General features: G+C 46.5%; 14 protein-coding genes. 8 read left to right on the forward strand and 6 right to left on the reverse strand.

What is annotated here, in order from left to right:
• Positions 1-108 precede the first annotated feature (108 nt).
• Together RS881_RS06750 and RS881_RS06755 are read left to right on the forward strand one after the other, a co-directional pair.
• Positions 109-399 carry a hypothetical protein gene (locus tag RS881_RS06750; RefSeq protein WP_315820377.1) on the forward strand — a complete coding sequence of 97 codons (291 nt, stop codon included), beginning with the start codon at positions 109-111 and terminating at the stop codon, positions 397-399.
• A complete protein-coding gene (locus tag RS881_RS06755; RefSeq protein ID WP_315820378.1) occupies positions 357-1,718 on the forward strand; it encodes a cellulase family glycosylhydrolase in 1,362 nt (453 codons plus the stop codon). Before RS881_RS06750 ends, RS881_RS06755 begins: the two co-directional genes overlap by 43 nt.
• A 1,397-nt stretch (positions 1,719-3,115) precedes the next feature.
• Here RS881_RS06755 and RS881_RS06760 read toward each other — a convergent pair.
• A complete protein-coding gene (locus RS881_RS06760) occupies positions 3,116-4,420 on the reverse strand; it encodes a hypothetical protein (RefSeq protein ID WP_315820379.1) in 1,305 nt (434 codons plus the stop codon).
• A 404-nt stretch (positions 4,421-4,824) separates the two neighbouring features.
• On the opposite strand from RS881_RS06760, the gene RS881_RS06765 reads away from it, so the two are divergent.
• Both RS881_RS06765 and RS881_RS06770 read left to right on the forward strand, forming a co-directional pair.
• Positions 4,825-5,349, forward strand: a complete 525-nt coding sequence (locus RS881_RS06765) for an ABC transporter permease (RefSeq protein WP_315820380.1) — start codon at positions 4,825-4,827, stop codon at positions 5,347-5,349.
• Positions 5,322-7,208 carry an FtsX-like permease family protein gene (locus tag RS881_RS06770; protein WP_315820381.1) on the forward strand — a complete coding sequence of 629 codons (1,887 nt, stop codon included), beginning with the start codon at positions 5,322-5,324 and terminating at the stop codon, positions 7,206-7,208. Before RS881_RS06765 ends, RS881_RS06770 begins: the two co-directional genes overlap by 28 nt.
• Positions 7,209-7,220: 12 nt before the next feature.
• Here the strand turns inward: RS881_RS06770 and RS881_RS62195 are convergent, their stop codons facing one another.
• The 4 genes from RS881_RS62195 to RS881_RS06790 are packed head-to-tail and all read right to left on the reverse strand — an operon-like array spanning position 7,221 to position 8,605.
• A complete protein-coding gene (locus RS881_RS62195) occupies positions 7,221-7,625 on the reverse strand; it encodes a DUF6304 family protein (protein WP_315820382.1) in 405 nt (134 codons plus the stop codon).
• Positions 7,598-7,873 carry a DUF6304 family protein gene (locus RS881_RS62200; RefSeq protein WP_315820383.1) on the reverse strand — a complete coding sequence of 92 codons (276 nt, stop codon included), beginning with the start codon at positions 7,871-7,873 and terminating at the stop codon, positions 7,598-7,600. Before RS881_RS62200 ends, RS881_RS62195 begins: the two co-directional genes overlap by 28 nt.
• 55 nt (positions 7,874-7,928) lie before the next feature.
• Positions 7,929-8,336, reverse strand: a complete 408-nt coding sequence (locus RS881_RS06785) for a hypothetical protein (RefSeq protein ID WP_315820384.1) — start codon at positions 8,334-8,336, stop codon at positions 7,929-7,931.
• The gene (locus RS881_RS06790; protein ID WP_315820385.1) at positions 8,333-8,605 is read right to left on the reverse strand and encodes a hypothetical protein; all 273 of its coding nucleotides are present in this window, start codon (positions 8,603-8,605) and stop codon (positions 8,333-8,335) included. The genes RS881_RS06785 and RS881_RS06790 overlap by 4 nt, the downstream gene beginning before the upstream one ends.
• A 473-nt stretch (positions 8,606-9,078) precedes the next feature.
• On the opposite strand from RS881_RS06790, the gene RS881_RS06795 reads away from it, so the two are divergent.
• The 3 genes from RS881_RS06795 to RS881_RS06805 are packed head-to-tail and all read left to right on the forward strand — an operon-like array spanning position 9,079 to position 11,886.
• Positions 9,079-10,245, forward strand: a complete 1,167-nt coding sequence (locus RS881_RS06795; RefSeq protein ID WP_315820386.1) for a DUF4011 domain-containing protein — start codon at positions 9,079-9,081, stop codon at positions 10,243-10,245.
• Between the two features lie 7 nt (positions 10,246-10,252).
• Complete coding sequence (locus RS881_RS06800) at positions 10,253-10,417, forward strand: hypothetical protein (protein WP_315820387.1); 165 nt, start codon at positions 10,253-10,255, stop codon at positions 10,415-10,417.
• Positions 10,402-11,886, forward strand: coding sequence for a hypothetical protein (locus tag RS881_RS06805; protein WP_315820388.1), 1,485 nt, complete (start codon positions 10,402-10,404; stop codon positions 11,884-11,886). Before RS881_RS06800 ends, RS881_RS06805 begins: the two co-directional genes overlap by 16 nt.
• A gap of 18 nt (positions 11,887-11,904) precedes the next feature.
• Here RS881_RS06805 and RS881_RS06810 read toward each other — a convergent pair whose 3' ends face one another.
• Positions 11,905-12,114: a hypothetical protein gene (locus RS881_RS06810; protein WP_315820389.1), complete on the reverse strand. Its 210-nt coding sequence runs from the start codon at positions 12,112-12,114 to the stop codon at positions 11,905-11,907.
• Between RS881_RS06810 and RS881_RS06815 the strand changes: the two genes are divergently transcribed.
• Positions 12,088-13,656 carry a DUF3320 domain-containing protein gene (locus RS881_RS06815; protein ID WP_350340095.1) on the forward strand — a complete coding sequence of 523 codons (1,569 nt, stop codon included), beginning with the start codon at positions 12,088-12,090 and terminating at the stop codon, positions 13,654-13,656. The two genes, RS881_RS06810 and RS881_RS06815, sit on opposite strands and share 27 nt — an antisense overlap.
• Positions 13,657-13,816: the final 160 nt, after the last annotated feature.

Below are 13,816 nucleotides of genomic sequence, written 5' to 3' on the forward strand. Positions count from 1 at the left end.
CGTTCTCGCCGTAGTACTCTTGTCCCTCCATACCCATGGTCAGGGCTTTCTCAAAACAAATGGTAAACTCATCGTCAACGAAAAGGCGAAAAGGTCATCCTGCGTGGTATGGGCCTCGGAGGCTGGATGTTGCAGGAAGGATATATGTTCAAACTGGGCAATATTGGCCAGCAATACCGCATCAAAGCCAAAATAGAAGAGGTCGTAGGGAAAGAAAAAACGGAGCAATTCTACAAAGCCTGGCTGGACAACCATACCACCAGGGCCGATATTGATTCCATGGCTGCCTGGGGATTCAATTCCATGCGCCTGCCCATACATTATAACCTGTTCACCCTACCCGTAGAAGAAGAAAAATGCCAGGACAAAATACCTGGCTCGATAAAGGCTTTGCTATGACCGATAGCCTGCTGCAATGGTGTAAGGCCAATAAGATCTACCTCATCCTCGACCTTCATGCAGCTCCCGGTGGACAAGGTAACGACCTGAATATTTCGGACCGCGACCCTGCTAAGCCTTCCCTCTGGGACAGTGAGGCCAACCAGCAAAAAACAATTGCCTTATGGCGTAAACTGGCCGAACGATATGTCAATGAACCCTGGATAGGAGCCTACGATATCATCAATGAACCCAACTGGGGGTTTGAAGATCCCAAAGATGTACGCGGTACCTCCGAGAAAAAGAATGAACCCTTGCGTAAGCTGATGATCGATATTACCAGGGCCATTCGTGAAGTAGATACCAAACACATCATCATTATTGAAGGCAATGGCTTTGGCAACAATTACCGGGGCGTATTGCCCGCTTGGGACAATAACATGGTATTGAGTTTTCATAAGTATGGTAATTTCAACACTACCGATGCCATTCGTAATTTTCTCGCCTTACGCGATCAACACAATATTCCACTTTGGCTGGGCGAGTCGGGCGAAAATTCCAACACCTGGTTTGCCGAGGCTATATACCTGGTTGAGAGCAACGATATTGGTTGGGCCTGGTGGCAAAACAAAAAAATGGGCCTGAACAATCCACTCCAAATTGCAACCCCTGCCGGATACCAGCAATTGTTGGATTATTGGGCAGGCAAGGGACCTAAGCCATCCGGGGAAGAAGCCTGGAAAACCTTGCAGCAGTTCCTGGAAAACCTGAAGATCAAAAACAACATCCCACATCCCGATGTAATAGATGCCATGTTCAGGCAGGTACGATCTACTGCCACTATTCCATTTAAACACCATACCATAACTAAGAATACACTTCTGCAGGCTGTTGATTTTGATATGGGAAGACAAGGATTTGCCTACTACGATAAAGATACCGCCAGCTACCATTATACCCCTGGTGTTAATACCCGCGGTAATAGGGGAGCTACCTACCGCAATGATGGCGTGGATATTCAGGCCGATAGCGCCGGTCCATGGATCTTTTCAATCGAAGATGGAGAATGGCTGCAATACACCATTAACGTTCCAAAAGAAGGGAAGTATGATATCTCTTTTAACGTGTCCGCTACCAGCGATACCGGCCGTATTACCGTACTGCTCGGCGATACGCCTGCAAGCGAAGGCATCATAGTGCCCAATACCGGCGGCGAACACCACTGGCAGTTTACAAAACCACAATACCTTTACCTCAAAGGTAAAGCCTTGCAGTTTCGCGTGTTGGCGAATAAGGGTGGATTCAACCTGAAAAGCATACAATTAACCACCAGAAAATAAACCGCCCCGGTGCAGCTACCACCAATGCCCCGGACCTAAAGAAAAAATGGCCCCACTCTCACGAGCGGGGCCATTGCATAGTAACACCAGGTCAATACAGGTGATGGCATGCATTGCTGTATATACTTACCAAACATTGACATGTTGAAAAACAGGCTACCTAACCGTTAGCTCCTAACAGTTCAAGCCAAGGCCCTTGTCCCGGCCAAAACCTGCCTTCCACTCCGCGCTGCATCCGGACCCTTGTCCACGTTCCTGCCGCAAGTATACAGCCCGGTAACTATGCCAGGCGTACTTGTGCCGTCGAGCCCTGGTGGCTGGCTCACCAAAGCTATTTATAGATCACAGCAGCAAAATGAAAACCAGTGGCAATAGCCCTCAGCCGGTAGCCATCAACAAACTGCTAATGGCGAAACCTTAAGGCCAACTGCTAAAACCCAACCGCTAATAGCCCAACCTGGCCGCTAAAAGCAAAAGCTAATAGCTGATACCTAAAACCTGACTGCTGACTCCTAAGGCTCACAGCTCGTAGCTCGTCGCTCCAAGCTGGTATTCCCAAGTGTTGCACAACACTCCTCATACATCAACCGTGCTTAGGGGCCCCGTCCACACAGTCGATCAGCTTCTTTATGTATACTCCGCCAAACCCCTCAAAAGACATCCAACGAAGCAAATGTTCATAATCCGTGAAATCCATTTAATCCTTGTATCTGCGATTCAATTCGCGAAATCACTTTAATCCCTTAATCTGCGATTCTATCTGCGATTCAATCCGCGATTCATTCTTCGATTACAAACATACAACATCAGGATACCCGTTTCCAATACCCCATTGCCGGTTTATGTCGTTTCGGCTATAAATCGACGTCAATTACGTCGATTTATAGCGCTTTCGACATAAAATAGCCGAAACGACAAAAACACATTTGGAAATGGCATATCCTATGTCGTACGTTTGCCCTGCAGTGTTACTGAAAAGAAAAGAGAAGAAAGGATAAGAACCGGAAGCAAGGCACAGAAGATAACAGTAAAGCATATACAAAGCCCGGAGTAATCAATAATCAGTAACCATTCAGTATAGCTTCTCTATAGCTTCAGTATAGCTTCAGTATACCTTCAGTATAGATAGAGTATGCTAATAGCACTAAACACAAAAACAGCCCATTTTTGCACAAAGTGGCAGGGAAGCTGGCGCCTCCCACCCAGGGCAACAATGGATGTAGATAGGTTGCACCGCGGGCAACCGCTTTATAAAGTTCTTTGATCCGGTGGTCTTACTTCACTCAACTGCTGGCTCTTCAGGCTTTGCCGAAGGCGCCTTCCGTAAAGCCTCAAACGTTCAGCAGTACACAGCGATACAAAACCTGCCTGATCAAAGAACTTCTTCTAATTCCGGTTTATTGCGCATTAAAAGCGATCATAAAACTAAAATCTGTTGAGATCGTTTCCTTGCCATAAGTAATGGCAGCACCCTTATGACAGGTAAGACAACTGGCATTGATCAACTGAAAGGTTTCCAGGCTACTATTCCCAAGGAAATTGGGCACATTGGGACTGTTTTTAACACCAGGATCAGCGGCTGTCCACTGGCTGCCGATCAATTTGTAATTAGCCCATACCGTACCCTGTAATTTATTTTGCCAGGCCTTGTTAACCTGTTCCGTCCTGTAATAAATAGGATACATCCGTTGCGCTTGCGTGCCATACACCTTTTCTCCAAAATGTTCGCCTGCTACCGAGTCTGCATAACGTTTGGCATAAGGCTTCGTAGAATCAAACTTGTACGTTTTATTATCTCCCGGTTGAAAGGCAGCAGGCTGGTTGGGTGTTAACCCAAGCGTGGAAGTATTGTAATACGACCATCGATGCTTTACCTCATCCTGCGCTGCCTGCATATTGTCGGGCGTATTGTCTACATGCTCAAATGTACTCCACACCCAGGTTGTAAAACGTGCTGTTTTACGCACAATATGCATCCCTGTCAACCCAACTAGCGCTTTGATCGTAAAAGCTTTGCCACTTACACTATTATCAGCATCTACATATATCAGTGCTTCCCTTGTATAATACCGGCTGGGGATATCCCCTTTGCTTGTGTCCAGTATCCGCCACGAAGTTTTGATTTCCATCGACCCTGCCGAACCTTTTTGTTCTTTGTTGGGTATTACACTGGGTGGCAAGGCAAACTGTTTACCATTTTTCCTGTAAAACGAATCGATCCCTTTCTTCGTATTCAGGTTATTGCTGATAATAAAATTCGCCTCTACCGGGTTGGTATTGACTGCAAATACCGCGAAATTCAGGTTGCGGTCAATCAGCGGTTTCTCATCCGGGTTCAGTACTTCATTCAGTGAGTCTGCCGGGATCGAAAACTTACTGATCATATAAAAGGCCTTTTGTTTATTCCTGCCTGCCTCCTTTACTTTCAATAATAAGGGCGTTTGCGCATCAAATACTTCAGCAATATCCGGGTAATGTTCCCATACCCGTGGCACATCCGCGTAGGCGCCTATGCTATTACCAAGGGGATTACCCGCCGAATCTGCCGGCCAGTTCAGCGCTGCAAAACTTTGCCAGCTAAACATATCAAAGGCGGGCTGAATTTTCGGGTCCAGGATAGCAGTATAACCTGCCTGGAAAGGGAAATCAACATCATAAGGAAGTTGCGGACAAAGGTTATTGCCCCGAGCGTATCCGGGCAATATTGCATTACAATGGGGTCATCTGGTCCGGTACCTGGAGTGGGGGTGTCTCCAGTTGATTACATGCAAGAACTACAGCTGCCAGCAGCAGCGCGATAATAAAATAACTTTTCATGTATGGATGGTTTATTGGTTTGCGGCTATAGGTTAGTACTAGTACTTTCTGTAGCCTTAACCTAAGATACTTCTTATCCCCCTTTCTCCCGCCGTTTGTTTAGTAAATGGGCCTTCCTGGCACCCTTTCCCGTACGCCAAAAATGGACAATTGCCGTATCAAAACCGTACACTGAAATCAATATTTTATAGCTGTATATTGTTGAATTTCATTGATATAGAAGGTCGGCACCTTTTTGGTACGGTAAGGCGTCAAGTCATTGATTATTCACTATTGACCATTCACCATCATGTTTAGGAACCATATCAAAGTCGCTATCAGGAACCTGCTGAAGAACAAAGCCCATGCCTCCATCAATATTGTTGGCCTGTCTACCGGTATGGCCGTTGCCATGTTGATCGGTTTGTGGATCTATGATGAATTATCTTACAATACTGTTCATGAAAACTATAACAGCATTGCCAAAATAAGGCAACATGTAAGCGTTAATGGTGAGATCAATACCGATAAGGCTGTACCATTTCCCTTGGCCACCGAACTACGCACCAATTACAGCAATTATTTCAAATACATTGTGCTGTCTTCTAATCGCGCCGGCCATATCCTGTCGGTGGGTAACAAAAAACTTTCCCACCATGGCGTGTACCTCGAGCCGCAAGCACCCGATATGTTTTCCCTCCACATGCTCAAAGGCTCCCGCAATGGATTACAGGATCCTTCTTCCATCCTGTTGTCCAAATCAGCCGCCAGCGCATTTTTGGAGATGCCGATCCCATTAACCAGCTCATGCGGATCGATAACAAAGAAGAAGTGAAAGTAACAGGTGTTTATGACGACCTTCCTGCAAACTCCACCTTTAGCGCCGTTAAATTCATCGCCCCTTTTGATCTTTATTTACGCAATGCCCCTTGGGTACAGAACGCCCGGCAGGCCTGGGATAAAAACGCCGTGCAAGCTTATGTGCAAGTAGCCGATGCGGCAAATATGAGCAAAGTCTCCAGCCTTATCAAAGACCTGAAATTGCAAAAGATAAGCGGCGAGGAAGCCAAATTTAAACCGGTCCTTTTCCTGGAACCCATGAATAGGTGGTACCTGTATGCCGGATACGAAAATGGTGTTAACACAGGTGGCAGAATAAAATACGTGTGGATGTTTGCCATCATTGGCGTATTTGTATTACTCCTTGCCTGTATCAACTTCATGAACCTCAGTACAGCCCGCGCCGAAAAGCGTGCCCGCGAAGTAGGTGTCCGGAAAGCGATTGGATCACTTCGTAAACAAATTATTACTCAGTTCTATGTTGAATCACTCCTGGTAACAGCCATTGCTTTTTTAGGGGCCTTATTGCTATTGCAAACCTTACTCCCCTTTTTCAATATAGTCGCTGCCAAAAAAATAACCATTCCCTGGGATCAACCTTTGTTCTGCATGGCTGGCTTGGGTGTAAGCCTTTTCACCGGTATATTGGCGGGCAGCTACCCTGCCTTATACCTGTCATCCTTCCAGCCAGTAAAAGTTTTGAAAGGAACTTTCCGGGTAGGCCGCCTCGCAGCACTACCCCGTAAGGCCGCTGTGGTAATACAATTTACCGTTTCCGTTGCCCTCATTATTTGCACCATAATTGTCATCCGGCAAATCCAATTTGCCAAATCGAGGCCCCTGGGGTACAACCAGGAGGGATTGGTGGTGATGCCCAATCCTGCCAGAAGTACAAGCGCACAGTTTGAACTGGTAAGAAACGAACTGCAGCGGCAAAATACGATCATTTCCTTAGCAGGTTCAGAAGCCCCGGCTACCGATACCTGGGGAAGTACGGGATCATTGGACTGGAAAGGCAAAGACCCGCAGACTACCTTCGATTTTCCCATTACAGGGGTATCTGTTGATTATGGGAAAGCCGTTGGCTGGCAATTGATGGCCGGCCGCGATTTCTCCAACCCATACCCTGCTGATACCACCTCACTCATTGTCAACGAAGCGGCTGTGCACTTCATGAAATTGACAAACCCCGTGGGTGAGATCATTACCTGGAATAAACAGCCATATACCATTATAGGCGTTATTAAAAACGTAGTTACAGAATCTCCTTATGAGCCCGTAAAACCTTCCTTCTTTTGGAGAATGAATGGAATACCCAATTATGTATTTGCAAAGATTAATCCTGCTGCCAGTCCTTCCGTTGCCTTGCAATCCATGCAAGCCGTATTCCATAAATACATCCCGGCTGCTCCCTTTGAATATAAATTTGTAGATGAAGAATACCACCGCAAATTCGGTAATGAAGAACGTGTGGGTAAACTGGCCGGTTTCTTCGCTGTTTTAGCCATCCTTATTTCCTGCCTGGGTTTATTTGGACTGGCCTCCTTTATAGCCGAACAACGTACCAGGGAAATTGGTGTGCGTAAAGTATTAGGCGCTTCCGTATGGAGCGTGTGGCGTTTATTGTCCGGCGAATTTGTGATGCTCGTATTTATTGCCTTACTCATGGCCGTGCCATTGGCTTACTATTTCATGTACCAATGGCTACAAAACTATCAATATCGTGTTCCTATGTCCTGGTGGATATTTGCAACCACCGGTGCTGGCGCCATCATCATTACCTTATTAACGGTTAGCTTTCAGGCCATGAAAGCCGCCCTCGTTAACCCCGTAAAAAGTTTGAAAACAGAATAAGTACACAACCTTTCATACAGCTTTAGCCCCGGTAGCCAGTACCCTTTGGTCTGACTTGAAAGTCGGTACATAAAAAGTTTCCTGAACAAACCTGTCACGGTCGTCCATGATATCCATATATTCGTCTTTATCCTTTACCATTAAATAATCCTCTTTAATATTTTTGAAGCACATCATGGTGCCCCAAAAACCTTGTCCATAAACACTATAATCGGAATAAGCACAGCCATAGCAGCATTTTAAGTCGAAGCCCTCCGGTAACTTTGCTTTAATGGAGTCAAACCCACCTTCAAAAAGCTCTACTTTATTTACAGTGATATCCTCTCCTTCAATGGTTAGGGTAAAAGTTGCAGTAGTTTCATTACCAAGCAGCGCTGAATTTTTCAAAGCTATTTCCATGGTGAGCGCCGTTTCCATATCCTTTCCGTTTTTAGAAGAATAAGCGGAATACGGCATAATAGACTGCAATCTGTCAATTCATTAAAACGGTTCAGGGAAAAACGGGATGGCTTGTTGTCGCTGTTTTCAATAACAAAGTCATTAAACCATTTACTTACGAACCTTGTATTGTCAATGGTGAGCGTTAAATTTTCACCATCATTCTCTATAGTTGTATTTACGGAGCCTGTTTTGTCAGTATAGGTCGTAGGGATTATAAGTTTCATATATGTGGTGGGATAAAGTCTCAATAAGTAATTCATTATAGAACCATCGCTAATATCAGCATATCCCTTGCCAATATACCATTTTCATATATAAACACCTGCTATCATTTTCCACACACTTTTTTATCACCTTCTCTACCCGTATCCGTTTGGTGTCTTTTTCTATTTCGCCCAGGCGGGCGCTAAGCGTTTTAATAAAAAGCGCCTTGTTTGTATCGTTGATAACCGGCAATGCTTTTTCCGCATACATAGGCAACTGGTTGGTTGGGCTCTCCAGCAGTTGCTCTATAAATAATGGAAAGGCCTTATCCGCATATTGCTTTAACGAACACAAACTAAGTAAGATGTTCACCGCATAGTCTCTGGTGATCACCGATCCTTTGTCCGCTGTTGCAAGGATCGCGGGAAGCGCACCATAAACGACTGCCGGCTTTTCAAGCGTTATGGTATGAAGCGCCGTCATCGCCCCCATTGAAGCCGGTTATTTTTACTGCCCAGTAAACCCACAAATACTTTGGCATAGCCTGCAATCAAGATGGCATCCTGTGTCCCGATCTCATACAACACTTTTATACAGTCGTGTTGAATATCCTTGCTTTTATTACCTAAATTATCAACCAGCTCTTTAATTCCGGCTTCGTCTTTCTTTTTAACAATTTGTTTTGCCAATTCCTGGTTGGGTACCTCATCCCTTCGCCCCAGGGTAAATGCCAGTTTGTCGATGATGCTCATAGTTTTTCATTTTGATCCACTTGCACAACTGTGACTTCCAATACCTGGTAAAGCCCTTGTTAAACTTCAAGTTACGAAACAATTCCCCGTTATTATAATACCCCCAGCAGGCCCATGATAGAATAACCTCATCAACCATTTTACACCTCCCAATCGCCCTGTTTACCGCCCCGGCCCGACATTTTTCCTTCGCCAGGGTAGCCGAAGGGCAGCTGAAGGGGAGTCCAGGGGGAGTCCAGGGGTGCCGGAAGGGTAGTAAAGGCGCATTTTCATAAAACCATTCACCGGTAACCACCCATTACAGAATAGTAAATAATTAAAGATCAACCATTAATAATTCTAAAAGAATGATAAAATGTGACTATGCCTTTATCCACCCCTTAGTCCCACTTAGTACCTGATGTTTGCTTTCCTCCATCACATGACAGAACCACTCACCATTCCCCTTTTATCCGTATTTTTCATGCCCATATATGAGTGAAACCATCCTGAATAAACTGGAAGCTTCCCGCAAGGAATTATTAGACCTGGGCCTGCGCAATCCATTGCTGAATTATAAAATCCCTGCAGCCAGGGGCCTGCAGATAATAGCCGAAAGATCCGCGCCCGTGTACGAGATGTTGGTGCGGCAGCAAAAAGCCATGACCTTTCTTAGTAAGCCGGACAAAGAAGATAATAAACCCGCGAAGGCCACAGCGAATAACGGAATACCCGGTGAACTCTTTCCCCATCCGGCGGTCAATCCCTTGTCCCAACAGGAAGACGACCAAATTCCCGGTCAGGATGCCAATAGCCAGTATGCACTACTTCCGGAAAACACCTTGCCGGCACAGGAACCAAATAACCTGCCCGAACCTGTTGCTGTAGAAACTTACACAGATACCAAACTACAAACCAACGAAACCGACAACAACCTGCAGCGCAGGTTACTGAATACCTATTACGACGCCCACACCAGTATTGAAGAACAAGGTGTCAATATCCTGTACCTTTCCCTGGGTATGCTACATTGGTACGAGGCACCCAATAGCCAGGAGCTTAGGAAAGCGCCATTGGTCCTGGTTCCCGTCACCCTCGACCGGTCCAGCGCCCGTGAACGCTTTCGTCTTCGTTATACCCTCGAAGAAATGGGCGCCAATATATCCCTCCAGGCAAAAATGAAAGCCGAGTTTGCCATTATCCTTCCTGATATGCCCGAGCCGGAAGATTTTGATATCAACCGGTATTTCAATGCCATCGAAAAAGCCATTGATAAAGCACCCCGTTGGAAGGTTGAACCCAATGAAATAGAGCTGGGCTTTTTCTCCTTCGGTAAATTCATGATCTATAATGATCTCGATACCAACAAATGGCCGGCTGATAAGAAACCAGCCCTTCACCCCATCCTCATTAATCTTTTTGAAAGCGGCTTTGCACACGAAAACATAGACATTCCCGAAGATGCCCATATTGATGAGGACACCAATGCCCATCAACTGTTCCAGGTAGTTGATGCCGATAGCTCCCAGCTCCTGGCCATGTTGGCAGTTAATGAAGGAAAGAACCTGGTCATACAAGGGCCTCCCGGTACAGGGAAATCCCAAACCATTACCAATATCATTGCCAATGCCATTGGCCAGGGAAAAAGGTATTGTTTGTAGCCGAAAAATGGCTGCCCTCGAAGTGGTAAAACGACGGCTCGATAATATCCACCTGGGCGAAGCCTGCCTCGAATTACACAGCCACAAAGCCAATAAAAAGAACTTCACCAGGAATTACGCCGTGTCCTCGAACTGGGTAAGCCAGCATGGCAGCAATTGCAGCAGCATGTAACCTTACTCGAAGCACAAAAGGAGGAACTGAATATCTATTGCTATGCCATCAATTCTCCCATTGCCAACAGCGGCCTTACGCCTCACCAGGTTATTGGCCACCTATTGCAGATCAAAGACCTTACGGCCAACCAATCAGTTGCGAATATACCACTGGAAGATATAGAGCAGTGGGATGCAACCCGTATGGCAAAAGCCGAAGCATTCTCTAATCGCATACAGGCAAGACTAAAAGAAATTGGCATGCCCGCTAACCTCCTCTTTTGGGGTAGCCGTCTATTGGTATTGCTACCCAATGATCAGGAAAGGCTGGTAAAACAATTGGAAACGTCCACTGAGATCACTAAGGAAGCCGAAGGGGCAGCTGCTCAATCTGCCCAACATATTGGCTTAACCGCCCCTGTGAGTTATGAAGAGGCAACCGCCCTCGTATCCATTTTGAAACTATTGTCCCTTAAACCGGACCTCGAAGCACTCGCCATAAAACACAAAGCTTGGCTGTCCGGTCAGCATGCTATTGAAGAACTGCTCGAAACCGGCAAACGTCTTACCAGCCTGCGTGAAGAATACAAGGAACTATTTATTCCCGAAGCCTGGCAACAGGAAGTCATCGAGGTCAGGCAAAATCTGCTGGCCCATGGGAATAAATGGTACAGGTTCATGATAGGCGCTTACAACCGCAGCAACCAACAGTTGGCTGCTTTGTGCAAAGCCCCCTTACCTAAGGAAAATAACAGCAAGCTGCAATATGTTGATGCCATACTGGAAAGCAAACGCCTGGAAGTTGCTTTACAGGAATATCAATCATTGGCCACTGAACTATTTGGCCGGCGCTGGCAACAATTAAAGTCCAATTGGTCCGCCCTCGAAGCAGCTAACCGCTATTTACTCATTGTTCACAAGCAGGTTGCTGCTGGCTTTTGGCCTCCGGTCGTTTTGGATTACCTCGAAAAACACGAGGACCCTGCCATCGCCAAAGCATTCCACGACCAACTAAACACTAAACTGGAGGATCATAAAAATGCCATTCAACAGGTTGTTGAGCAATTGGCATTGGAAGAAGCGCGCCGGTTTGGTAACAAAGGATTACTTCAACAACCTTTTGCAACCCAAATAACCTTGCTGCAGAATTGGCAAAATGGCATTACCGCTATTCATCAGGCCATTCTATGGAACAACCTGGAAGAAACAGGTACTGCCGAAAACCTGCTTTCCCTCATCCATACAGCCAACAATTGGCCGCAGGCGAAAGACCTCCTGACCATTGCCATGCAAAAACATGGTATGAATACCTGTTTCAACAAGCCATCACCGCCCATCCTTCCCTCCGTAAATTTGAAAGGGCAAGCCATGAAGAAGTCGTACAACAGTTTAAGCATACCGATAAGCTCAACCTGCAATACAACCGGGCACGCGCGGCTGCACAACATTGGGAAAACATGCCACGCCTCGAAGCCGGAGGCCAGGTAAATACCCTGCGTACCGAATTCAATAAAAATCAAGACATAAACCAATCCGCAAACTGGTAGAAGAAGCCGGACTGGCCATACAGGCCATCAAGCCCGTATTCATGATGAGCCCCTTGTCCATTGCCAACTTTCTGCCCCCGGTTCTGTTGAATTTGATATCGTTATTTTCGATGAAGCCAGCCAGGTACGCCCAGTCGAAGCATTGGGTGCTATCCTGCGTGGAAAACAAGTAGTCGTAGTGGGCGATACAAAACAATTACCGCCTACCAGCTTCTTTGATTCATTGACCAGTGAAGTAGATGAAGAAGACAATGTGACCGCCGATCTGCCCAGCATTCTTGGCATGTGCGATGCACAGGGCGCTCCACAGCGCATGTTGAGATGGCATTACCGCAGCCGCCATGAATCACTGATCATGCTTTCCAATCACGAGTTTTATGAAAACAAACTCGTAATATTCCCCAGCCCAGGTTCCAAACAACGGATGGGATTGGTATTTCACCACCTGAAAGATACCGTATACGACAGGGGGAAAACGAGGACCAATCCCAAAGAAGCCGAAGCCGTTGCAGAAGCCGTACTGGATCATGCGCGTAGATCTCCCGGCCTTAGCTTGGGCGTGGCCGCCTTTAGCAGTGCACAAAGACAAGCCATACAGGATGCACTGGAAACCAGGCGAAGACAACATCCTGAACTGGAGCATTTCTTCAATGGCCATGCCGATGAACCCTTCTTTGTTAAGAACCTGGAGAATGTACAGGGTGATGAACGCGATGTGATCTTTATCAGCATAGGATATGGCCGGTCAGCCGAAGGAACCGTAAGCATGTCGTTTGGCCCCCTTAACAACGAAGGAGGAGAACGCAGGTTGAACGTATTGATCACCCGTGCTAAATTGCGCTGCGAAGTGTTTACCAATATCACCGCCGGTGATATTGATCTGAGCCGCACCCAAAAATACAGCATCCAAACCCTCAGGAGCTTTCTTCATTTTGCACAACATGGTAAACTGTACCTGCCAGGAACAATAACAGGCTTGCCAGCCGATAGTCCATTTGAAGAAATGGTAGCAGCCAAACTGGTGGGCATTGGTTATACCGTTAGAACACAAGTGGGGTCACAGGGATACTACCTCGATCTGGCCATTGTAGATGAGAATCACCCCGGCAGGTATATCCTGGGCATTGAATGCGATGGCGCCGCTTATCACTCAGCCCGGTCCGCCCGTGATCGCGACCGCCTGCGTGAGCAGGTGCTGGAAACCATTGGATGGCGCATTTACCGCGTTTGGAGTACTGATTGGTTCAGAGACCCGGACCGTGAATTAAAAAGACTGGCAGCCGCCATTGAACAAGCAAAAGAAGGTCAGCACATAGATGATGCCATTGAGGAAGAAGAGCCCGTTGAACCTATAGTCCTGGAAAGAGAAGAACTGCCTGAACCTGCCATGGATATTCCTGATTATGAATTTGCAAAAGTTCCAGCCGATATTGCCGCCCAGGAGATCCACCTGCATTCAGTACCCAAACTTTCCATCTGGATCGAGGAAATCGTAAAAGTAGAAAGCCCTGTTCATTTTGATGAAGTAGCCAGGAGGATGATCGAAGCCGCTGGCATTGCCAGAATTGGTTCCCGTATACGCGATTCCCTGCAGCAAGCCGTAAAATATGCCGAAGCCAACAAATGGATCAGGGTCAGTGAAGATTTCCTCTGGCACCGCGAAATGAAAATACCTTCACTTCGCGACAGGAGTAATTTACCCCCGCCGTAAAAAAACTAAAATACATTGCTCCCGAAGAAATGATCCTTGCCATTGAAAAGTAGTACGTGCATCCATTGCCATACAACCCGACGCCGTAGTACCACTGGTAGCCCGCATCTTCGGTTTTGCCAGAGTCACAGAAGAAATGAAGGCCGAAATAATTGGTATG

The organism is Paraflavitalea speifideaquila, assembly GCF_032395985.1.
Lineage (GTDB): Bacteria > Bacteroidota > Bacteroidia > Chitinophagales > Chitinophagaceae > Paraflavitalea > Paraflavitalea speifideaquila.

Coding starts and splice junctions, on each gene's coding strand:
- RS881_RS62195 (WP_315820382.1), bottom strand. CDS start 7,625: ATGGAAACGGCGCTCACCATGGAAATAGCTTTGAAAAATTCAGCGCTG.
- RS881_RS06765 (WP_315820380.1), top strand. CDS start 4,825: ATGTTTAGGAACCATATCAAAGTCGCTATCAGGAACCTGCTGAAGAAC.
- RS881_RS06800 (WP_315820387.1), top strand. CDS start 10,253: ATGGCTGCCCTCGAAGTGGTAAAACGACGGCTCGATAATATCCACCTG.
- RS881_RS06790 (WP_315820385.1), bottom strand. CDS start 8,605: ATGAGCATCATCGACAAACTGGCATTTACCCTGGGGCGAAGGGATGAG.
- RS881_RS06785 (WP_315820384.1), bottom strand. CDS start 8,336: ATGACGGCGCTTCATACCATAACGCTTGAAAAGCCGGCAGTCGTTTAT.
- RS881_RS06795 (WP_315820386.1), top strand. CDS start 9,079: ATGAGTGAAACCATCCTGAATAAACTGGAAGCTTCCCGCAAGGAATTA.
- RS881_RS06755 (WP_315820378.1), top strand. CDS start 357: ATGCCAGGACAAAATACCTGGCTCGATAAAGGCTTTGCTATGACCGAT.
- RS881_RS06770 (WP_315820381.1), top strand. CDS start 5,322: ATGCGGATCGATAACAAAGAAGAAGTGAAAGTAACAGGTGTTTATGAC.
- RS881_RS06750 (WP_315820377.1), top strand. CDS start 109: ATGGGCCTCGGAGGCTGGATGTTGCAGGAAGGATATATGTTCAAACTG.
- RS881_RS62200 (WP_315820383.1), bottom strand. CDS start 7,873: ATGAAACTTATAATCCCTACGACCTATACTGACAAAACAGGCTCCGTA.